20 protein-coding genes are annotated in these 19,200 nt (G+C 62.6%); 10 read left to right on the top strand and 10 right to left on the bottom strand.

Annotated features, from left to right (window positions below):
• Positions 1–3: 3 nt before the first annotated feature.
• The 3 genes from ASD00_RS35455 to alr form a co-directional block, all read right to left on the bottom strand.
• Entirely contained in the window at positions 4–627 is a 624-nt protein-coding gene (locus ASD00_RS35455) for a CvpA family protein (protein ID WP_025426436.1), read from the bottom strand.
• A 134-nt stretch (positions 628–761) separates the two neighbouring features.
• Positions 762–2,165, bottom strand: a complete 1,404-nt coding sequence (gene radA, locus ASD00_RS35450) for a DNA repair protein RadA (protein ID WP_025426437.1) — start codon at positions 2,163–2,165, stop codon at positions 762–764.
• A 158-nt stretch (positions 2,166–2,323) separates the two neighbouring features.
• On the bottom strand, positions 2,324–3,463 hold the full coding sequence (gene alr / locus ASD00_RS35445; protein WP_025426438.1) for an alanine racemase: 1,140 nt from the start codon (positions 3,461–3,463) through the stop codon (positions 2,324–2,326).
• A gap of 154 nt (positions 3,464–3,617) precedes the next feature.
• Here alr and ASD00_RS35440 point away from each other — a divergent pair, with 154 nt between their 5' ends.
• From ASD00_RS35440 to ASD00_RS35430, 3 genes are all read left to right on the top strand, one after another.
• A complete protein-coding gene (locus tag ASD00_RS35440; protein WP_025426439.1) occupies positions 3,618–4,475 on the top strand; it encodes an AraC family transcriptional regulator in 858 nt (285 codons plus the stop codon).
• Positions 4,476–4,598: 123 nt separating this feature from the next.
• The gene (locus ASD00_RS35435) at positions 4,599–5,252 is read left to right on the top strand and encodes an AzlC family ABC transporter permease (protein ID WP_051509157.1); all 654 of its coding nucleotides are present in this window, start codon (positions 4,599–4,601) and stop codon (positions 5,250–5,252) included.
• Complete coding sequence (locus ASD00_RS35430; protein ID WP_025426441.1) at positions 5,249–5,554, top strand: AzlD domain-containing protein; 306 nt, start codon at positions 5,249–5,251, stop codon at positions 5,552–5,554. Before ASD00_RS35435 ends, ASD00_RS35430 begins: the two co-directional genes overlap by 4 nt.
• A gap of 18 nt (positions 5,555–5,572) precedes the next feature.
• On the opposite strand, the gene ASD00_RS35425 is transcribed toward ASD00_RS35430, so the two are convergent.
• Complete coding sequence (locus ASD00_RS35425) at positions 5,573–7,075, bottom strand: replicative DNA helicase (protein WP_025426442.1); 1,503 nt, start codon at positions 7,073–7,075, stop codon at positions 5,573–5,575.
• Positions 7,076–7,403: 328 nt separating this feature from the next.
• On the opposite strand from ASD00_RS35425, the gene ASD00_RS35420 reads away from it, so the two are divergent.
• The 3 genes from ASD00_RS35420 (at position 7,404) to ASD00_RS35410 (ending at position 10,636) form a co-directional block, all read left to right on the top strand.
• The gene (locus ASD00_RS35420; protein WP_025426443.1) at positions 7,404–7,847 is read left to right on the top strand and encodes a MarR family transcriptional regulator; all 444 of its coding nucleotides are present in this window, start codon (positions 7,404–7,406) and stop codon (positions 7,845–7,847) included.
• Between the two features lie 137 nt (positions 7,848–7,984).
• Positions 7,985–9,553, top strand: a complete 1,569-nt coding sequence (locus tag ASD00_RS35415; protein WP_225906190.1) for an MFS transporter — start codon at positions 7,985–7,987, stop codon at positions 9,551–9,553.
• An 18-nt stretch (positions 9,554–9,571) separates the two neighbouring features.
• Entirely contained in the window at positions 9,572–10,636 is a 1,065-nt protein-coding gene (locus tag ASD00_RS35410) for an HlyD family secretion protein (protein ID WP_025426445.1), read from the top strand.
• 73 nt (positions 10,637–10,709) lie between these two features.
• Here the strand turns inward: ASD00_RS35410 and rplI are convergent, their stop codons facing one another.
• From rplI to ASD00_RS35380, 6 genes are all read right to left on the bottom strand, one after another.
• Positions 10,710–11,285: a 50S ribosomal protein L9 gene (rplI, locus tag ASD00_RS35405; RefSeq protein WP_025426446.1), complete on the bottom strand. Its 576-nt coding sequence runs from the start codon at positions 11,283–11,285 to the stop codon at positions 10,710–10,712.
• Between the two features lie 33 nt (positions 11,286–11,318).
• Positions 11,319–12,272: a membrane protein gene (locus ASD00_RS35400; RefSeq protein ID WP_025426447.1), complete on the bottom strand. Its 954-nt coding sequence runs from the start codon at positions 12,270–12,272 to the stop codon at positions 11,319–11,321.
• Positions 12,273–12,467: 195 nt separating this feature from the next.
• Positions 12,468–12,716 carry a 30S ribosomal protein S18 gene (rpsR, locus tag ASD00_RS35395; RefSeq protein WP_025426448.1) on the bottom strand — a complete coding sequence of 83 codons (249 nt, stop codon included), beginning with the start codon at positions 12,714–12,716 and terminating at the stop codon, positions 12,468–12,470.
• A gap of 27 nt (positions 12,717–12,743) precedes the next feature.
• Complete coding sequence (rpsF, locus tag ASD00_RS35390; protein ID WP_025426449.1) at positions 12,744–13,190, bottom strand: 30S ribosomal protein S6; 447 nt, start codon at positions 13,188–13,190, stop codon at positions 12,744–12,746.
• A gap of 284 nt (positions 13,191–13,474) precedes the next feature.
• Positions 13,475–13,987: a ClbS/DfsB family four-helix bundle protein gene (locus ASD00_RS35385; protein ID WP_025426450.1), complete on the bottom strand. Its 513-nt coding sequence runs from the start codon at positions 13,985–13,987 to the stop codon at positions 13,475–13,477.
• Positions 13,988–14,001: 14 nt separating this feature from the next.
• Positions 14,002–15,045, bottom strand: a complete 1,044-nt coding sequence (locus ASD00_RS35380; protein WP_057211451.1) for an aldo/keto reductase — start codon at positions 15,043–15,045, stop codon at positions 14,002–14,004.
• Between the two features lie 249 nt (positions 15,046–15,294).
• On the opposite strand from ASD00_RS35380, the gene fabD reads away from it, so the two are divergent.
• The 4 genes from fabD to fabF all read left to right on the top strand — a co-directional run bounded on the left by fabD (position 15,295) and on the right by fabF (position 19,064).
• Entirely contained in the window at positions 15,295–16,239 is a 945-nt protein-coding gene (gene fabD, locus ASD00_RS35375; protein ID WP_025426452.1) for an ACP S-malonyltransferase, read from the top strand.
• A 27-nt stretch (positions 16,240–16,266) separates the two neighbouring features.
• Entirely contained in the window at positions 16,267–17,004 is a 738-nt protein-coding gene (gene fabG, locus ASD00_RS35370; RefSeq protein WP_057211450.1) for a 3-oxoacyl-[acyl-carrier-protein] reductase, read from the top strand.
• A gap of 336 nt (positions 17,005–17,340) precedes the next feature.
• Complete coding sequence (locus tag ASD00_RS35365) at positions 17,341–17,577, top strand: acyl carrier protein (RefSeq protein WP_003531676.1); 237 nt, start codon at positions 17,341–17,343, stop codon at positions 17,575–17,577.
• A 221-nt stretch (positions 17,578–17,798) separates the two neighbouring features.
• The gene (gene fabF / locus ASD00_RS35360) at positions 17,799–19,064 is read left to right on the top strand and encodes a beta-ketoacyl-ACP synthase II (RefSeq protein WP_025426454.1); all 1,266 of its coding nucleotides are present in this window, start codon (positions 17,799–17,801) and stop codon (positions 19,062–19,064) included.
• The last annotated feature ends 136 nt before the right edge of the window (positions 19,065–19,200 follow it).

Raw genomic sequence — 19,200 nt, 5'->3', positions numbered from 1 at the left:
GTCTCAGCCGTTGGTGGCCGGGGCGTCGTCAACGGGCGCCTGGTCGGGCGAACCCGACGGTGCCTGTCCGGGCGTGCCGGCCGGGGTCTCGCCTTCGCCTTCGCCGGTCGTGTCCTTGCCGCGCAGGCGGTCGAGGATGGTGGCGTCGGCTTCCTCGGGCAGAAGCGCGATCAGCTTGTTGCCGAGATTGTCGAGAAGCGGCTTGGACTTCGCCTGCGTGACCCAACCCGGCTGCTGCTGCGGAGCGACCAGCCAGTTGAAGAACAGCATGGCGACGACCACGAGCAGGATGCCGCGCGCGGCGCCGAAGAGAAAGCCCAGCGTGCGGTCGAGCGCGCCGATGCGGCTGTCGATGATGAAATCGGCGACGCGCATGGTGATGAAGGAAATGATGATCAGCGCAACCAGGAAGATCACTGCCGCCGAGCCGATCAGCGCGACCGTGTCGCTGCTGGTATACTGCTTGGCATAGGGCAGGAGGTGCGGGTAGAGGAAGTAGGCCGCCGCCGCCGCGCCAACCCAGCTGGCAACCGACAGGACTTCGCGTGAGAAGCCTCGGACCATTGCCAGGATTGCTGAAAACAGCGCGACGCCGAGAACGATACCGTCGAGAATTGTAATGGGCATTTTGTCCTTACTCCGAACCCGGTTCGTCCGGGTCTCCTCAAGCCTATCCGCCGTCGGCCCTGCCTGATGTTCAGGGCATTGTTATGAGCCTGCTCAGAAGGCGTCCCGTGGAGCCGCTTGCAGCACCCGCACCTTCAATCTGCATCCTCTGCCGGTCTCAAGGCGTTTCGCGATCCCGCGATGCGCGCCACCAGATCCGGCAGGCTTTCCAACTCGCTCCACCGGCCATTGCCGTTCTTCGGCAATTCGGTCGAGGCAGCTGGCAGAACAGCCTGCGAGAAACCGAGCTTCTCGGCTTCCTTGAGGCGTTGAGCGGTATGCGCAACCGGCCGGATGGCGCCCGACAAGCTGACTTCGCCGAAATAGACGCAATCAGCCGGAAGGGCAAGCCCGGCAAGCGACGAAACCAGTGCGGAAGCCACAGCCAAGTCGGCGGCAGGCTCGGAAATTCGGTAGCCGCCGGCGATGTTGAGGTAGACGTCGTGCTGCCCGAGCCGCACGCCGCAATGGGCTTCAAGCACCGCAAGGATCATCGAGAGGCGGGCGGAGTCCCAGCCGACGATGGCACGGCGCGGCGTGCCGAGCGAGGTCGGCGCCACCAGCGCCTGCACCTCAACCAGGATCGGCCGTGTTCCCTCCATGCCGGCAAAGACGGCGGCCCCCGGCGATTTTTCGTTGCGCTCGCCGAGGAACAGTTCCGATGGATTGGCGACCTCGCGCAGACCCTTGTCCGACATCTCGAAGACGCCGATCTCGTCCGTCGGCCCGAAGCGGTTCTTCACTGTTCTCAAGATGCGGTAGTGATGGCCGCGGTCGCCTTCGAAATAGAGCACGGCATCGACCATGTGCTCGACCACGCGGGGACCGGCGATCTGGCCTTCCTTGGTGACGTGGCCGACGAGCACGACGGCGGTTCCCGTCTGCTTGGCAAAGCGGATCATCGCCTGCACGCCGGTCCGCACCTGGGTCACCGTGCCGGGCGCCGAATCGACGATGTCGCTCCAGAGTGTCTGGATCGAGTCGATGATGACGAGATCGGGGCGCTTGCCCTCGGCAAGCGTCGCGAGAATGTCCTCGACGTTGGTTTCAGCTGCCAGCAGCACGTCGCTGTCGGCAGCACCCAGCCGTTGGGCGCGAAGGCGCACCTGGGCCACGGCCTCTTCACCCGAGACATAGATGACACGGTGTTTCTGGCGCGCAAGGGCCGCTGCCGCCTGCATCAGCACTGTCGATTTACCGATGCCGGGATCGCCGCCGATGAGGAGGGCAGAGCCGCGAACGAAGCCGCCGCCGGTGGCGCGGTCGAGCTCGGATATCCCGGTCTGGATGCGCGGGGCGTCCTCGATTTCACCCGATAGCGTGGTGAGCGCAACCGGGCGCCCCTTCTTCGGCGCGCGGGACGGGCCGCCGCCGATGCCGGCTGTCGGGTCGTCCTCGATGATCGTGTTCCATTCGCCGCAGCCCTCGCACTTACCGGCCCAGCGGGTATGGATGGTGCCGCAGTTCTGGCAGACGAATTGTGTGCGGGCTTTCGCCATCGGCAACGACTTTCACAGTGCGGAGACTTTCGACGTGCCGTCTGTGGCGGCACTGCCGGTGATCGGAGAATCACTTTTGCCTTCACATAATGCCGCGAAACGCGGAACAAAAGGTGATTTTCGACGACGGACTGTAAAGTATCGGTGCGAAAGCCGGCTCAGACCGCGCCGATATAGTGGCGGTCGTAGCGATGGCCGAGGCTGGTCAGCATCTCATAGCCGATCGTGCCGCCGGCGCGCGCCACGTCGTCCAGTGCGACGTGCCGGCCGAACAGCTCGATATAGTCGCCGGCGCGCACCGCGTTTTCCGGCAGGTCGGTGACGTCGAAGAGGCTGAGGTCCATCGTCACCCGGCCGACATGCGGCACCTTCTCGCCGTGCAGAAAGCCGAAGGCGCCCGAAGGCGTCGCCTGGCGCAAGGTCACGCCACCGCCCGAGACGGAGCGGTGATAGCCATCGGCATAACCGACGGCGACGGTGGCGATGCGGCTGTCGCGGTTGAAGCGGGCAGACGCTCCGTAGCTTGCGTGCCCGCCGGCGGCGACGTTGCGTACCTGAATGATGCGGGCTTCTGCCGTCACGACCGGCTTCATCGGATTGGCGACGTCATTGACCGCTTCGCCGCCATAGACGGCGATGCCCGGGCGCGTCAGGTTGAAATGGTAGTCGTCGCCCAGGAACACGCCGCCGGAGTTTGCCAGGCTGGCATCAACGCCTTCGAATGCAGCAGAGGCTTCGCGGAAGCGTTGCAACTGATAACTATTGAGCGGGTTGCCCGGATCGTCGGCGCAGGCGAGGTGGCTCATGATCAGGACCGGCGAGAAGCTCGCCGGGCGGGCCGGATCGTTGGCAAGAGCGACGGCTTCTTCGACCGACAGCCCCAGGCGGTTCATGCCGGTATCGACATGCAACACGCAAGGGTGGTCGCCGCGCTCGGACAGCGCCGCCATGAAAACGGCAAGCTGCTCCTCCGAGTTGATCACCGGCACGAGATCATTGTCGAAGAACAGCACCTCATTGCCGGGCCACATGCCGGCCAGAATGTAGATCCGGCCTTCCGGCACCAGCGGCCGCAGGTCAGCACCTTCTTCCGCATTGGCGACGAAGAAATCGCGGGCACCGGCGGCGTAAAGCGCTGGCGCCGCCTCGTCGATGCCGAGGCCGTAGGCATCCGCCTTCAGCACCGCAGCGGCACGGGCCTTGCCCGAGCGGGCATTCATCGAGCGCCAGTTGTCTGCCAATGCGTTGAGGTCGATCGTGAGCCGGTTGGAGGCGGAGAGGAATTCTGGACTGAGCATGCCTGGCACTCTGCGTGGACGATGAAGGACCAATACAGCCAACCACGCTTGCCCGCAAATGCCGTCCTGTCGGATGGCGGCATTCGGTTGGGCGGCGAGGGCGAAGAGCACTTTTATGCAAGACGCTGGTCGTGGCGGACGTTAGGATCGCCACATGCACACGATTTCGCAGGAACAGGCCATCGATGTCATGCCGCTGGAAGGCGCGGAGCGGACCCGATTCTGGCGGGACCTCCGGTTCGATGGCATGGAATGCCTGACCGCGACTTTCATTACGCACGAATTTGCGCCGCACGCGCACGACACCTTCAGCATCGGCGCGATCGAGGCCGGCTCGCAGATCAGCAAGATCAGGGGCGAACGATCGCAAGCGGGGCCCGGCGACTTCTATCTCATCAATCCAGACGAGATCCATGACGGTCACCCAGGTGGTAGCGGTTACCGCTATCGCATGGTCTATCCGAGTACCGAATTGCTGGTGAACATTCTGGAAGATGTCACCGGGCGGCCGTTCAAGGGAACGCCGTCCTTTTCCAAGCGCATGCTGTGCGATCCGGATCTGGCCCACTCCTTCTATCACGCCCACAAGGCGCTGGAGCACGCGACTGGCGCGCTCGAAGCCGAGGAACGCATGTTCGGCGTGCTCGCCACCATGTTCGAGCGGCACGGCAGCACGATCATCGTGCCGGTCGAAACGAAGGAGCAGTCCGCGGTCCAGCGGGCGCGCGACTATCTGACCGAGAACTACGCGCAGGATATCGGCCTGGAGGAGCTGGCCAAGGTCGCGGGCCTCAGCCGGGCGCATCTGATCCGCGCCTTCCGGCGCCAGTTTCACATCACACCGCATGCCTTCCTGACTGACAAGCGCGTGCGGGCGGCAAAGACACTGCTGCGGCACGGCTGGTCGGCGGTCGATACCGCCTATCAGTGCGGGTTTGCCGATCAGGCGCATTTCAGCCGACACTTCAAGGCTCGAACCGGCGTCACGCCCGGCGCCTTCCGCGCCGGTTGATCACTTTCGTTCAATACGCCCCGCTCGGGCCGGTTTAGGTGTGCTCCGTTCGTTATCGATCGGGAGGCATGAACATTGAGCGACACGGGATTCGGTCCAGACTTTCGAGCCGGAGCCATGGCGATGGCGCCGCTCATCGTGGCGGTCATGCCGATTGGGCTCGTCTTCGGCGCAGTTGCCGCCGGCAAGGGGCTTTCGGGCGCGGAGGTGACATTGATGAGCGCGCTGGTTTTTGCCGGCGGCTCGCAATTCGTGGCCATGGACATCTGGACGCATCCGGCCTCTTGGGCGGCACTCGCTTTCTCCGCCTTGCTGGTCAATGTCAGGCACGTGCTGATGAGCGCGTCGCTCGGCGCCAAGCTCCAGGGGTTCTCAGGCCCGACGAAATACGCCTCGATGCTGCTGCTTGCCGACGAGATATGGGCAATGGCGGAGATGCGCGCGAAAGAGGGCAGGCTGACGCCCGCCTGGTTCGCGGGAATCGCCGTGCCGTTCTACTTCGTCTGGGTGACGACAAGCCTTGCCGGCGCGTTGCTGGGGGCCTTCCTTGGCGATCCGAAGGTGACGGGGCTCGACTTCGCCTTTCCCGCGGTTTTCATCGTGCTGGTGATGGGTTTCTGGAAAGGCCGTGAGACCGGGGTTGTGCTTGCCGCAAGCGCCGCTGCCGCGGTGCTGACGCATCAGTTTCTGCCGGGTGTCTGGTACATCGCCGCTGGTGCTGCTGCCGGGGTTGCGGTCGCGCTTCTTGCCGGCCGTAGCCAGGAGGTGCACGCATGACCGTCGATCCGAACACGCTTCTGGCCATCGTCGCCATGGCAATCGCAACCATTGCCACCCGCATCGGCGGCCTGGTGCTCATTCGGTTTGTGACGATCGGAGAAACGCAGAAGCGGGCCCTGGAGGCGATCCCGCCGGCCGTGTTGATGGCGGTGATCGCGCCGACGGCGCTGGTCACCGGGCCGGCGGAAACGATCGCTACGGTGGTAACGGCACTCGTCGCCATGCGGTTGCCGTTGCTCGCCGCTGTCGCGGCCGGCGTCGTGACCGTGGCGATCTTCAGAATGTTGCTGGGGGCGTAAAGACGCCCCCCGACTTTCTCAGTGTTCTTCGTATTGGGTGAAGGACGGATCGGCCAGATCGGTAAAGCGGGTGAATTCCGACTGGAAGGCGAGCTTGACGGTGCCGGTCGGTCCGTGACGCTGCTTGGCGATGATCACGTCGGCCGTGCCCTTCACCTGTTCCATCTTCATCTTCCACTCGTCGTACTTCGGATCGAATTCGTCGCGAGGCTCGAGGTTCTTCACGTAGTATTCCTCACGGAACACGAAGAGCACGACGTCGGCGTCCTGCTCGATCGAGCCCGATTCGCGAAGGTCGGAGAGCTGGGGGCGCTTGTCTTCGCGGCTTTCCACCTGACGGGAGAGCTGCGACAGCGCGATGATCGGCACGTTCAGCTCCTTGCCGAGTGCCTTCAGGCCGGTGGTGATCTGGGTGATTTCCTGCACGCGGTTGTCGCTCGATTTGCCCGAGCCGGTCATCAGCTGAATATAGTCGACGACCAGGCAATCGAGGCCGCGCTGGCGCTTGAGGCGGCGCGCACGGGCGGAGAGCTGGGCGATCGAGATACCACCGGTCTGGTCGATGAACAGCGGAACTTTCTGCATCATCTGCGAGCAGGCGACGAGCTTTTCGAAGTCGGCTTCGGAGATGTCGCCGCGGCGGATCTTCGAGGAGGAGACTTCGGTCTGCTCGGAGATGATACGCGTTGCCAGCTGTTCGGACGACATTTCGAGCGAGTAGAAGCCGACGACGCCGCCGTTCTTGGCCTTGAACGAACCGTCCGCCTGAACCTCCGGGTCGTAGGCGGCGGCAATGTTGTAGGCGATGTTGGTGGCAAGCGAGGTCTTGCCCATGCCGGGACGTCCCGCAAGTACGATCAAGTCCGAGCGCTGCAGGCCGCCCATGCGGGCGTCGAGCGACAGGATGCCCGTCGAAATACCCGACAGGCTGCCGTCGCGCTCGAACGCCGCGCCGGCCATGTCGATGGCAAGCGCGACCGCATCGTTGAAGGACTGGAAACCGCCGTCGTAGCGGCCAGTTTCGGCGAGCTCGAACAGGCGCCGTTCCGCGTCCTCGATCTGGCCCTGCGGCGGCATGTCGAGCGGTGCGTCAAAGGCGATATTGACCATGTCCTCGCCGATGGTGATCAGCGAACGGCGCAGCGCCAAATCGTAGATTGCGCGGCCGTAGTCTTCGGCGTTGATGATCGAGACGGCGCCGGCGGCAAGGCGGGCAAGATACTGCGCGACCGTCAGGTCGCCGACCTTTTCGTCGGCCTTGAGGAAGGTCTTGATCGTCACCGGGTTGGCGGTCTTGCCCATGCGGATGATGTCGCCGGCAACCTCGTAGATGCGGCGATGCAGGGGTTCGAACAGGTGGACCGGCTTCAGGAAGTCCGAGACGCGATAGAACGCATCATTGTTGACGAGGATCGCGCCGAGCAGCGCCTGTTCGGCTTCAAGGTTGTTCGGCGCCTCGCGGTAATGCTGGTCCGATTGGTCCTTGCCGATAGGGGCGAGCTTTCGCGCTGCGTCGTTCATGGTCGTTCGTCTCTGCCTCTTCTGGTGTGCACCCGGTTTGCTGTCTGCGTCTCTGCGGGTCAAGTGCAGCAGTGCCACAGTCGCAGACCATGTGGCGCGGCCCATCGCATTTGCCCGTTGTTCGACTGATCCACAGGCCGACATCACGAAAGTGCAAAAAATAAAGTCCGCATGAAGAACGACGTTGACGCCGCGAATCGCTGCAATCGGCGACTGCGCCAATTCTAGCGCCGTTTGCCCCCTCTCAAAACGCCGTCTTGAAAATTGCCTTGGGATGGATTAGATAGGAGCAGAATAATTAGCATGCTACTAATATGGAAAAGGTACTATGTATCAGCCCATCGTCAATCGCGAACTGTTCGACGCCTTGTCGATGGTCAATCGTAAGCTGCGGGCTGTCTTCGATGCCAGGGTGAAGGAGCGTGGCCTGACCCTGGCTCGGGCGAGGGCGCTGTTTGCGCTAACCAAGAAGGATGGCTTGAACCAGCGCGAACTGGCCGACGAACTGGATATCGAGACGCCGACGATCGTGCGCCTGCTGGACGGAATGGAAAAGCAGGGTTTCATCGAGCGCAGGGTCGAGGTGTCGGATCGCAGGGCCAAGCAGATCCACATGACCGAACTTGGGCGCACCATCGCCGACGAGATCCTGAAGCTTGCCGACGAGATCCGGGCAGAAGTGCTGCAGGGCGTCGGTGAAGACGAGGTCGCGGCGGTGCTGAAGGTCGTGCGCACCATCGCCGATAACGTTCAATCGCTGGCGAAGGAATGACATCGATGAGTGCCGCCGCAAGGCCCGCAGCAAACGACAACAGGACAGCCCTTGGCGACGACGAGGCGGAGGCGCCCTCTGGCGAGCCAGCACAACAGCAAGTCACGGCCACCGCAACGATGCCCGTGCCACGGCCGATGAGCGTTGCCAGGTCCGCGACCTACGTCGTCTGCTCGGCGCTACTGTTCCTCACCCAGGGCCTCGGCATGAATCTGGCGCTCGCCAATCTTACCCAGCTGCAGGGATCACTTTCCGCCACCTCGATCGAGGCCGCCTGGCTTTCGGCAGCCTACATGGCGCCGAATGTCTCTCTCTCGATCGCGCTCGTCAAAATCCGGGCGCAATACGGACTGCGCCGGTTCGCAGAAATCGGCATTGTCGGCTTTGTTATCGTTTCGCTGATGAACGTCTTTGTTTCCGATCTGCAGTCGGCGATCGTCGTTCGCTTCATCAGTGGCATCGCGGCGGCCCCCATGTCGACGCTCGGTTTCCTCTATATGCTGGAGGCCTTCCTGCCGGCGCGCAAGCTGACGGTCGGTCTTGCCCTGGCGCTGACCTGCACGACCATTTCGGCACCGATCACCCGGCTGATCTCGCCGAAGCTGATCGAATACGGCCAATGGCATGGGCTCTATACGCTCGAGATGGCCCTGGCGCTGATGGCGCTGCCGATCATCTACCTGCTGCCGCTGACGCCGGTGCCGCACGCCAAAGTGATCCAGCGCACCGATATTCTGAGCTACCTGCTGGTGGCTGTCGGCTTCGGCTGTATCGCCATCGTGCTGACCATGGGGCGGCTCTACTGGTGGTTCGAAGCGCCGTGGCTGGGTGTGCTCCTGGCTGTGGCGATCGTGGCGCTGACCAGCGTGGTGCTGATCGAACTCAATCGTGAACTGCCGTTGATCGACGTTCGCTGGCTCGCCTCCAGGGAGATCCTGCATTTTACCGCGGTGCTGCTGGTCTTTCGCCTTGTCGCCTCGGAGCAGTCGGCGATCGCGGCAAACTTCTATCAGCTGCTCGGATTGCAGTTCGAGCAGGTCGCGACGCTTTATTGGGTCATTCTCGGCGCATCGATCGCCGGCGGCCTTTTGTGCGCCGCACTAATGAATCCTGACCACGCCGAGTTCGTGCATGTTCTGGCGCTGAGCCTGCTGGCTGGCGGTGCCTATATCGACAGCCAGGCGACCAATCTGACACGACCCGAGCAGATGTATATCAGCCAGGCCATGATCGCCGCCGGAACCGCTCTGTTCCTGCCGCCGGCCATGGCCAGCGGCTTCAAGGCGGCGCTGATGAAGGGGCCGAGCTACATTCTCAGCTTCATCGTCATCTTCCTGTTCACCCAAAGCATCGGTGGCCTGATCGGCACCGCGACCTTCGGAAGCTTCGTCACCCTGCGGGAGAAGTTCCATTCCAATGTGCTGGCCGAGCAGATCGTGATGTCGAACCCGCTCATCGCCCAGCGCCTCAGCCAGCTGGCCGCAAGCTATGGCCGGGTGATCGGCGACAGGACCTTGCTGAACGGCGAGGGCGTGGCGTTGTTGGGGCAGCAGGTTACCCGCGAGGCCAACATTCTCGCCTACAACGATGCCTTTCTGCTGGCGTCCGGCATTGCCCTTTGCGCGTTGGCCGGTCTGCTGGTGCATATCCTTTACAAGCGGATCGCGGCGCGCCTTGCGCCTCCCGCACCCGCCTTCTCTTCTTGACGAACAGAGTTGACGACCATGCTGAAATCCTTGCGCTCACCCACCACGATCATCGTCTTGCTCGCCGGCCTCTCGGGCCTCGCCCTGGTTCTCTATGCCTGGCGACTGCCGCCGTTCCCCAGTTCCGTCGAGATGACGGAGAACGCCTATGTCAGGGGTTACCTGACGGTCATGAGCCCGCAACTGTCAGGTTATGTCGCCGAGGTGCCGGTGCACGACTACGAGGAGGTCAAGGCCGGGCAATTGCTCGTCAGGATCGACGACCGGATCTACGCCCAGAAACTGGCCCAGTCAGAGGCGACACTTGCCGCCCAGAAGGCATCGCATGCCAATTCGCGTCAGCAGGAACTGTCGGCCAAGGCCGGTATTGCTGCCAGCGCAGCACAGCTGGACAGCGCGAAGGCTGCGTTCAACAGAGCGAGCGCATCTTGGGACCGAATCCGGCCGTTGGCGGAGAAGGGCATCTCGACACGCAGCGAAGCCGATCAATCGCGCGCAGCGTTCGAACAGGCACAGGCCGCCGTCAACCAGGCCGAAGCGGGGCTGGAGGTTTCGCGCCAAGCACTGGCCACCACGCTTGGCGCCCGTGCCGGTCTGCAGGCTGCCGTTGCCGGCGCCGAGGCCGCCGTCGAACTGGCCCGGATCGATCTGGAAAACACCCGGATCGTCGCTCCCCGTGACGGAAAGCTCGGCGAGATCGGTGCGCGCCTCGGCCAATATGTCACCGCCGGCTCGCAATTGCTCGCCGTCGTGCCGCATGATGTTTGGGTGCTTGCGAATTTCAAGGAAACGCAGCTCGACGGCATGAAGGCCGGCCAGCCGGTGACCATTTCGGTCGATGCGCTGCAAAGGAACACGCTGACCGGGCACATCGAGCGCTTTGCGCCTGCCGCCGGCTCCGAGTTCAGCATCATCCGCCCGGACAACGCCACCGGCAATTTTACCAAGGTCGCCCAGCGCGTGGGCGTCCGGATCGCCGTCGATCCCGGCCAGCCGCTTGCCGATCTCTTGTCGCCCGGCCTGTCGGTCGTCGTACGTGTGGACAAGGATGCAGCACCTGTGGCCGAGCTTGCCCACAGCTGAAGTCAAGCCGACAGCAAAGAAAAAGCCCGGGTCCAAGGATCCGGGCTTTCGCATTCAGAATGGCCTGTAAGGCTTATTCTTCTTCGCCTTCGAATTCGGCTTCCGGGTTGAAGAAGTCTTCCGGCTTCAGGGCATCTTCGTCAACGCCGTAGATGGCGTCGGCCGAGGTCAGGCTTTCGCCCTTTGACTGGCGCTCAGCTTCTTCAGCCGAACGGGCAACGTTGACTTCAACCGCGATTTCGACTTCCGAATGCAGGTGCAGCGTGACGTTGTGCAGGCCGATCGACTTGATCGGGTGGTTCAGGTCGACCTGGTTGCGGCCGATGTTGAAGCCTTCTGCAGCCAGCACTTCGATGACGTCGCGAGCGGCAACCGAACCGTAGAGCTGGCCGGTTTCGCCAGCGGAACGGACGATGATGAAGGACTTGCCGTCGAGGTTCTCGGCAACCTTCTGGGCTTCCGACTTGCGCTCGAGGTTACGGGCTTCGAGCGTCGAACGCTCGGATTCGAAACGGGCCTTGTTAGCAGCGTTGGCGCGCAGTGCCTTGCCGAGTGGCAGCAGGTAGTTGCGTGCGAAGCCGTCGCGAACCTTTACGGTTTCGCCCATCTGGCCGAGCTTTGCGATACGTTCGAGAAGAATGACTTGCATGTTCGTTTCCTTTCAGAGTTCAGTTTTCGTTGGTCAGTTTTTTTCCACCGGGGTGACTGCGATGGTGCGTCGCGTATCGGTCAGGCCCGTGAGGAGGAAGAAGATTGCCGGGATCGTGAACACGAGCACCGACAGGTATGCGATCCACAGCACGGGAAGCCGCCAGGACTTGCCGCGCGTGCGGAAATGGAAGGATGCGAAGCCGGCGAGCAGGAAGCCTGCACCGAAGGTTCCGCAGACCAGCGCGCCGATCGTGGCAGGCGCGCCACCCAAGAAGGTCAGGACAAGGCCGCCGAGAAAGATGAAGATCGCATTGCGGTGCATGCGCAGCGTCGACGGAATGTCTTCGCGGGGGCGCAGCGACCGGCCCGACATCTGCACGATGCGGGTGGCGACATAATAGGCGGAAAACAGCATCACCACCCAGACGGCGCCCTGGATGAGCGGCAGCGCCAGCGTGAAGATCGACTTGATCTGGGAGATCGCCGCAGCATCGGGGTTGTAGAGCGGTTCCTGCGCCTTCACCGCCTGAATGACGATGTCGACCATACGGTCGGACACATCAGAATCATATCCGACGATGAAGCCGACGATGATCATGCCCGCGGTCACCAGGCCGGCGAGGTGGCTGAGAATGTCGGAAAGCGGGTACCAGGCAAGCGCGCCATCAGGTCCGCCGAGCTCAGTGGCCGGGCGCGCCAGATTGGCGAGATGGCTGAGCCAGCCGGCCGGAATGAGCGTCACGACGAGAATCAGCAGCGCGAAATAGGGCGAGACCAGAGCGGCGGCAGTAGCGCCGGCGCTGACGATGGCCGTGATGGCGGCCGCATTGCCCCAGCCAAGACCGGCAATGAGAATGGGAAGCGCCGAAGCGGCATAAAGAACGATCGCAAGCGACGACTGCGTATTCGCGCCCATCGACAGAAGGGCAGCGGTAAAGCCGGCGAGAACGCCGGTCAGCAGCGATGTCTTGTTCAACTTGTTCACGTTCGCTGTCCTGCTTCGTGCAGTTAGGGGATGGCCAAAGGCTCAACCCCAACATGGGATTTCCGAGTGTTTCCACACGGGTTCCGATCCGCGCCCAACGCGGAAGGGAGAGGGCAAGGCGATCACCCAAGGGGAGCGCCTTGCCCTAGAGTCGGTTTCCGTTGAGTCAGGCGACCAACGGAACGTCAGCCGTTCTTACGAAACGACGTAGGGCAGCAGGCCGAGGAAGCGGGCGCGCTTGATCGCCTGGGCGAGTTCGCGCTGCTTCTTCTGGGAAACGGCCGTGATGCGGGAAGGAACGATCTTGCCGCGCTCGGAAATGTAGCGCTGCAGAAGACGGATGTCCTTGTAGTCGATCCGCGGAGCGTTTGCGCCCGAGAAGGGGCAGGTCTTGCGGCGACGGTGGAACGGGCGGCGAACCGGAGCGGAAGAAACTTCAGCCATTGTCTTTAATCTCCTAAAGCTTCTTGATTAAGCGCGGTCTTCGCGCGGACGACGCGGGCGGTCTTCGCGGTCGCCACGGTCCGGACGCGGACCACGGTCACCGAAGCCACGCTCCGGACGGTCGCCATCGCGGCGCGGACGGTCGTCGCGGTCGCGCTTCTGCATCATGGCAGACGGGCCTTCTTCGTGCTTCTCGACGGCAATCGTCATGTAGCGCAGGACGTCTTCGTTGATGCGCATCTGGCGCTCGATTTCATGAACGGCCGCTGCCGGAGCATCGATGTCCATGAGAACGTAGTGAGCCTTGCGGTTCTTCTTGATGCGGTAGGTGAGGGACTTGAGGCCCCAGTTCTCGACGCGACCGACCTTGCCGCCGTTTGCTTCGAGCACGCCCTTGTACTGCTCGACGAGACCGTCGACCTGCTGCGGCGTGATGTCCTGGCGGGCCAGGAATACGTGTTCATAAAGAGCCATTGTGGCTTACCTTTCTTGCGTTAATCAGCCCGGACATCGGCGGCTAAGCCTCAACGACTGTTCTTATTGGCTGACAGGCAGCCGGCAAGAAAGTGTTGTATCGAGACGGTCGAGAGCGGAGACACGGGAGGCCGGAAAGACTTGCAATCCTAACGGCTCCCCTCGAGGAAGCCGGCCCTCCGTTCAGCCACCAGCCAGAAGACCGGGCATTTCGAACAGCGCGCTTATACGCATATTTCATCGAAAGGCAAGGCTTGCGCGGTCTTTTCGCCACGCTTTGCCCTTTAAGCGGCTCCCTTGAGCTTCTTCCACTGGCGCAAACGACCTCGCGCATTGGCATAGGGCGAGGACGTGTTGAACTGGATCATCCGGCCGAGCGGCCATTTGCCGTACCACGCCTGTCCGTAGAGGGTCTGATCGTCACGCGCCTCGATCAGTGCGACCAATGCGTCCTTGCTGGCCGCGAGGCGAGACAGGAGTTCCGAAGGCGGGAGCGCTCGGTAGTCGCCGTAGAATTTCTGCGCGAGACGACCGAGCTCGTTCCACTTGTACCCCGTTTCCGGAAAGTCGACCGGCAGACCTTGCTCGTCCCATTCGATCCATTTGACCACCAGTTCGCCCCAACCGGTGAGGTAGGCGACGAGGTCGCCGACGCTCATCATCGTGCCCTTGGCGTGTCCATCGAGCGATGGTTCGGCGAATCCCGCCGGCGGAATGCCATCGAGTTCGCGCTCGAGCTTGGCGAATTCGGTCTCGATGGCGTTCAGCAATTCCGCTTTCGTCTGGGGCACGGCCATCTGCTGTTTCGCGCTCAGATCGGCATCGGATAGAGCCGGTGCAGGCGACGAATGCCGTTCATGACATCCTGCGACAGCGTCATTCCGGCAGCGCCGAGATCCGTCTTCAACTGATCCATCGAGGTTGCGCCGATGATGACGGACGCCATGAACGGGCGGGCGAGGCAGAAGGCGATCGCCAGTTGCGACGGGTCGATCCCGTGTTCGCGGGCAAGCGCCACGTAGCCGGCGACGGCCGGTTCCTGGTGTGGCGTGAAGCGACCGCCGAGATCGCCGTTGATCGCAAGGCGCGACCCAGTCGGCCTGGCGCCGTCAAGATACTTGCCGGTCAACAGGCCGGCGGCGAGCGGCGAATAGGCGAGCAGCCCGACGTCCTCGTGGTGTGAGAGTTCGGCAAGGTCGAGGTCGTAGGCCCTATAGAGAAGATTGTATTCGTTCTGGATCGAGGCAACGCGCGGCAGCCCGTGCCGCTCCGCCATGTCGATCAGCTTCATCGTGCCCCAGGCGGTGTCGTTGGACAGGCCGATCGCGCGTACCTTGCCTGCCTTCACCACGTCGCCGAGCTTTTCGAGGATAGCCTTCAGGTCGGCGGCCACATGGGCCTTGTTCTGCTTGGCGGGCTCATAAGACCAGGCGTTGCGGAAATGGTAGTGGCCGCGGTTCGGCCAGTGGATCTGGTAGAGATCGATGTATTCGGTCTTCAGCCGCTTGAGGCTGGCGTCGACCGCCTCGCCGATGCCCTCAGGGGTGATCGGGCCGCCGTTGCGGATGTAGGGGCGGCCGGAGCCAGCGACCTTGGTGGCGACAACGACGTCGTCACGGCGGCCGCGCTTGCCCAGCCACTCGCCGATGATGCGCTCGGTATTGCCGTAGGTTTTGGCGGAAAGCGGGGTCGTCGGGTAGAGTTCGGCGGTGTCGATGAAGTTCACGCCTTTGTCGAACGCATAGTCGAGTTGTTCGTGCGCCTCAGCCTCGGAATTCTGAGAGCCCCAGGTCATTGTGCCCAGGCAGATTTCGGAAACCTTGATGCCGGTCCGGCCAAGCGTGTTGTAACGCATGCAGTGATGGTCCTTGTGAAAGGCGAGCCTCGACCCGGGAGGAAAGGGGTGCCCGCGGCAGAATTGGGTGAAGGCCGCAAGCCCAGGGGACGGTCGATCGGGCAGGGCGGCGATGCGCGGCAAACTTACGCCTTGATTGGCGAAGATCAAGGGCAAAAGGCCGGCTGAAGCCCGCAAAGCCGGGCCCGCGCGCTTGACTCGCCGGTCAGGAATGTGAATGGAGAGGAAAACCAGGGAAGGGACAATCCCATGAGTATTGCATTCACGTTTCCGGGCCAGGGCAGCCAGGCTGTCGGCATGGGCAAGGATCTGGCGGACGCGTTTCCGGAAGCAGCGGCAGTGTTTGCCGAGGTCGACGACGCGCTCGGCGAAAAACTCTCCGAGATCATGTGGAACGGCCCCGAGGAAACGCTGACGCTGACGGCGAACGCCCAGCCGGCGCTGATGGCGGTATCGATGGCGGTGATCCGTGTGCTCGAAGCCAAAGGCCTCGATCTGAAGAGCAAAGTCTCGTTCGTGGCCGGACATTCGCTCGGCGAATATTCGGCGCTCTGTGCCGCCGGAACCTTCTCGATCGCCGACACCGCGCGCCTGCTGCGCATCCGTGGCAACGCCATGCAGGCGGCCGTGCCCGTTGGCAAGGGCGCGATGGCGGCCATCATCGGTCTTGAGCATGCGGACGTCGACGCGATCTGCCGCGAAGCTTCTGCTCTCGGCTCCTGCCAGATCGCCAACGACAATGGCGGCGGTCAGCTGGTGATCTCCGGCGAGAAGGCGGCCGTCGAAAAGGCTGCGGCACTTGCATCCGAAAAAGGCGCCAAGCGCGCGCTGATGCTGCCGGTCTCTGCGCCCTTCCATTCGAGCCTGATGGCGCCTGCCGCCGAGGCAATGCGTGAAGCGCTTGCCAAGGTCGAAAAGCACAATCCGTCCGTGCCCGTTATCGCCAACGTCCTGGCCGCTCCCGTCAGCAACGCCGAAGAGATTGCGCGCCTTCTCGTCGAGCAGGTCACCGGCCAGGTTCGCTGGCGCGAGACGGTGGAATGGTTCGCCGCCAACAACGTCACGACGCTTTATGAAGTGGGCTCCGGCAAGGTTCTTACCGGGCTTGCCCGCCGGATCGACAAGTCAGTCACCGGTATTACTGTCAACACGCCTGCCGATATCGACACCGCGCTCTCGGCGCTTCTGGCCTGAGTGCTCCAGTTATAAGGAATCAATCCGATGTTCGATCTTTCCGGCCGTAAGGCTCTTGTAACCGGTGCATCCGGTGGTATCGGCGAAGAAATCGCCCGCATGCTGCACGCTCAGGGCGCAATCGTCGGCCTTCACGGCACGCGCGTCGAAAAGCTCGAGGCGCTTGCCAACGAACTCGGCGAGCGTGTCCAGCTGTTCCCGGCCAATCTTTCCGATCGCGCCGAAGTCAAGGCGCTCGGCGAAAAGGCCGAGGCTGAACTGGGCGGCGTCGACATTCTCGTCAACAATGCCGGCATCACCAAGGACGGCCTTTTTGTTCGTATGAGCGACGACGACTGGGACAATGTTCTGGAGGTCAACCTGACCGCCGTGTTCCGCCTGACCCGCGAGCTGACCCATCCGATGATGCGCCGCCGCTTCGGCCGTATCGTCAACATCACGTCGATCGTCGGCGTCACCGGCAATCCCGGCCAGGCCAACTACTGCGCCTCGAAGGCCGGCATGATCGGCTTTTCGAAGTCGCTCGCCCAGGAAATCGCCACCCGCAATGTCACGGTCAACTGCGTTGCGCCCGGCTTCATCGAGAGCGCCATGACCGGCAAGCTGAACGACAAGCAGAAGGAAGGCATCATGGGAGCGATCCCGATGAGGCGCATGGGCACCGGTGCCGAGATTGCATCTGCCGTCGTTTATCTCGCTTCGAACGAGGCAGGCTATGTCACCGGCCAGACCATACACGTCAACGGCGGCATGGCAATGATCTGACGAGGTGTCCGGGGCCTGCATGCCACGCACGCGAAACGGGCGTGATCTTGGCCTGCAATGCTCCGGCACACCACCGGCCAAATGCCTGAAATTCAATGTTGAGCAAGCGATTGTCAGGCATTTTCGCACTTTGCGGCAGACTTAAACCGTGTTAATCGGGCCATGACTGTTAGCAGTCGACCGGCCCCGCCAGGTGTCCGGCAGCCTTGGCTGCCTTGGGTTTGCCGCGGTTCTGGTTGGATGGATTGCCCGTTGGACCGTCTTGGTCTATCAGGCTTATTGAGAGTACCGGTGCCAGAAAGGCGCCCAGAGAAACGAAGGTCGAGGAACTCCGACATGAGCGATATCGCAGAACGCGTAAAGAAAATTGTTATTGATCATCTTGGCGTCGACGCCGAAAAGGTCAGCGAAGGCGCAAGCTTTATCGATGACCTCGGCGCGGACTCGCTCGACACCGTCGAACTGGTCATGGCATTCGAAGAAGAATTCGGCGTCGAAATCCCGGATGATGCCGCGGATTCGATCCTGACTGTCGGCGACGCCGTCAAGTTCATCGAAAAAGCTCAGGCCTGATCTTTTGCGATCAAGCCATTGGCGGGCCGCGTTCAGCGGCCCGTAATCAGCCCAGGGGAAGTGGGCTGTCTCGCGCTGGGCGCGGGTTTTCGATCAGCAAAGCGGTCCCGCATTTCCCTCTGATCGTTGCTACAAGAACTTAAAATGGATGCACGGATCGGGTTCGTCACGCGTGGTCCGATCCGGCTCTGAAATTGAACAGTCAGGGTGGGTCGCGGACTATGAGACGTGTCGTTATCACCGGTACCGGCATGGTATCTCCCTTGGGTTGCGGAACCGAGGCAACTTGGGCGCGCCTGATCGCGGGCGACAATGCTGCGCGCAAGGTCACGGAATTCGAAGTCGAAGATCTGCCCGCGAAGATCGCGTGCCGCATTCCGTTCGGCGATGGCTCGAACAACACCTTCAATGCCGACGACTGGATGGAGCCGAAGGAGCAACGCAAGGTTGACCCCTTCATCGTCTATGCGATGGCCGCTGCCGACATGGCGCTGGCCGATGCCGGCTGGAAGCCCGAAAACGACGAAGACCAGATTGCAACCGGCGTCCTGATCGGTTCGGGCATCGGCGGTCTCGAAGGCATTGTCGAAGGCGGCTATACGCTGCGCGACAAGGGGCCTCGGCGCATTTCGCCCTTCTTCATTCCCGGCCGTCTGATCAACCTTGCCTCGGGTCAGGTCTCGATCCGCCACAAGCTGCGTGGTCCCAATCACTCTGTGGTCACCGCCTGTTCGACCGGCGCCCACGCCATCGGCGACGCAGGCCGCCTGATCGCGCTCGGCGATGCCGACGTCATGGTTGCCGGTGGCGCCGAATCGCCGATCTGCCGTATCTCTTTGGCCGGCTTTGCCGCCTGCAAGGCGCTATCCACGCAGCACAATGATGATCCGCAGAAGGCATCGCGTCCCTATGATGTCGACCGCGACGGCTTCGTCATGGGCGAGGGTGCCGGCATTGTGATCCTTGAAGAGCTGGAACACGCCAAGGCGCGCGGCGCCAAGATCTATGCTGAAGTCGCCGGCTACGGTCTCTCTGGCGATGCTTACCACATTACCGCGCCGTCCGAGGATGGCGACGGTGCCTACCGCTGCATGCAGATGGCGCTGAAGCGCGCCGGCCTGACGGCGGCAGACGTCGACTACATCAACGCCCATGGCACATCGACGATGGCCGACACGATCGAGCTTGGCGCCGTCGAGCGGCTGGTCGGCGAGCATGCCTCGAAGATCTCCATGTCGTCGACCAAATCGGCGATCGGCCACCTGCTGGGCGCCGCCGGCGCTGTGGAAGCGATCTTCTCGGCGCTGGCGATTCGCGACGGCGTCGCACCGCCGACGCTGAACCTCGACAATCCCTCCGTCGAGACCAAGATCGATCTCGTACCGCATGTTGCGCGCCAGCGCGAAATCAACGTCGCGCTGTCGAATTCCTTCGGCTTCGGCGGCACGAACGCTTCGCTGGTTCTGCGCCGCTACACCGGCGTTTGATATTGCCGAATTATCAACGGGGCGATGCATGTCACTGGCCCGTTGATCCTGCTTTTGCCGCATTGCTCGCTACAAGCATGTAGCAGGAGGACGTGTCGGCCCTTTTCAGGGATTGGCGCTGCCTGACGGCTATGTT

The organism is Ensifer sp. Root31, assembly GCF_001424825.1.
GTDB lineage: Bacteria > Pseudomonadota > Alphaproteobacteria > Rhizobiales > Rhizobiaceae > Ensifer > Ensifer canadensis.
The sequence above is the reverse complement of the archived record's forward strand: the minus strand, read 5'-3'. Positions and strand labels throughout refer to the sequence as shown.

What these genes read in the sequence shown, in the direction of transcription:
- ASD00_RS35435 (WP_051509157.1), top strand. Translation starts at nt 4,599, where the DNA reads ATGGCGCCGCTCATCGTGGCGGTCATGCCGATTGGGCTCGTCTTCGGC.
- ASD00_RS35420 (WP_025426443.1), top strand. Translation starts at nt 7,404, where the DNA reads ATGTATCAGCCCATCGTCAATCGCGAACTGTTCGACGCCTTGTCGATG.
- fabF (WP_025426454.1), top strand. Translation starts at nt 17,799, where the DNA reads ATGAGACGTGTCGTTATCACCGGTACCGGCATGGTATCTCCCTTGGGT.
- ASD00_RS35415 (WP_225906190.1), top strand. Translation starts at nt 7,985, where the DNA reads ATGAGCGTTGCCAGGTCCGCGACCTACGTCGTCTGCTCGGCGCTACTG.
- alr (WP_025426438.1), bottom strand. Translation starts at nt 3,463, where the DNA reads ATGCTCAGTCCAGAATTCCTCTCCGCCTCCAACCGGCTCACGATCGAC.
- ASD00_RS35365 (WP_003531676.1), top strand. Translation starts at nt 17,341, where the DNA reads ATGAGCGATATCGCAGAACGCGTAAAGAAAATTGTTATTGATCATCTT.
- fabG (WP_057211450.1), top strand. Translation starts at nt 16,267, where the DNA reads ATGTTCGATCTTTCCGGCCGTAAGGCTCTTGTAACCGGTGCATCCGGT.
- ASD00_RS35430 (WP_025426441.1), top strand. Translation starts at nt 5,249, where the DNA reads ATGACCGTCGATCCGAACACGCTTCTGGCCATCGTCGCCATGGCAATC.
- fabD (WP_025426452.1), top strand. Translation starts at nt 15,295, where the DNA reads ATGAGTATTGCATTCACGTTTCCGGGCCAGGGCAGCCAGGCTGTCGGC.
- ASD00_RS35455 (WP_025426436.1), bottom strand. Translation starts at nt 627, where the DNA reads ATGCCCATTACAATTCTCGACGGTATCGTTCTCGGCGTCGCGCTGTTT.
- ASD00_RS35425 (WP_025426442.1), bottom strand. Translation starts at nt 7,075, where the DNA reads ATGAACGACGCAGCGCGAAAGCTCGCCCCTATCGGCAAGGACCAATCG.
- radA (WP_025426437.1), bottom strand. Translation starts at nt 2,165, where the DNA reads ATGGCGAAAGCCCGCACACAATTCGTCTGCCAGAACTGCGGCACCATC.
- rpsR (WP_025426448.1), bottom strand. Translation starts at nt 12,716, where the DNA reads ATGGCTGAAGTTTCTTCCGCTCCGGTTCGCCGCCCGTTCCACCGTCGC.
- rpsF (WP_025426449.1), bottom strand. Translation starts at nt 13,190, where the DNA reads ATGGCTCTTTATGAACACGTATTCCTGGCCCGCCAGGACATCACGCCG.
- rplI (WP_025426446.1), bottom strand. Translation starts at nt 11,285, where the DNA reads ATGCAAGTCATTCTTCTCGAACGTATCGCAAAGCTCGGCCAGATGGGC.
- ASD00_RS35380 (WP_057211451.1), bottom strand. Translation starts at nt 15,045, where the DNA reads ATGCGTTACAACACGCTTGGCCGGACCGGCATCAAGGTTTCCGAAATC.
- ASD00_RS35440 (WP_025426439.1), top strand. Translation starts at nt 3,618, where the DNA reads ATGCACACGATTTCGCAGGAACAGGCCATCGATGTCATGCCGCTGGAA.
- ASD00_RS35410 (WP_025426445.1), top strand. Translation starts at nt 9,572, where the DNA reads ATGCTGAAATCCTTGCGCTCACCCACCACGATCATCGTCTTGCTCGCC.
- ASD00_RS35385 (WP_025426450.1), bottom strand. Translation starts at nt 13,987, where the DNA reads ATGGCCGTGCCCCAGACGAAAGCGGAATTGCTGAACGCCATCGAGACC.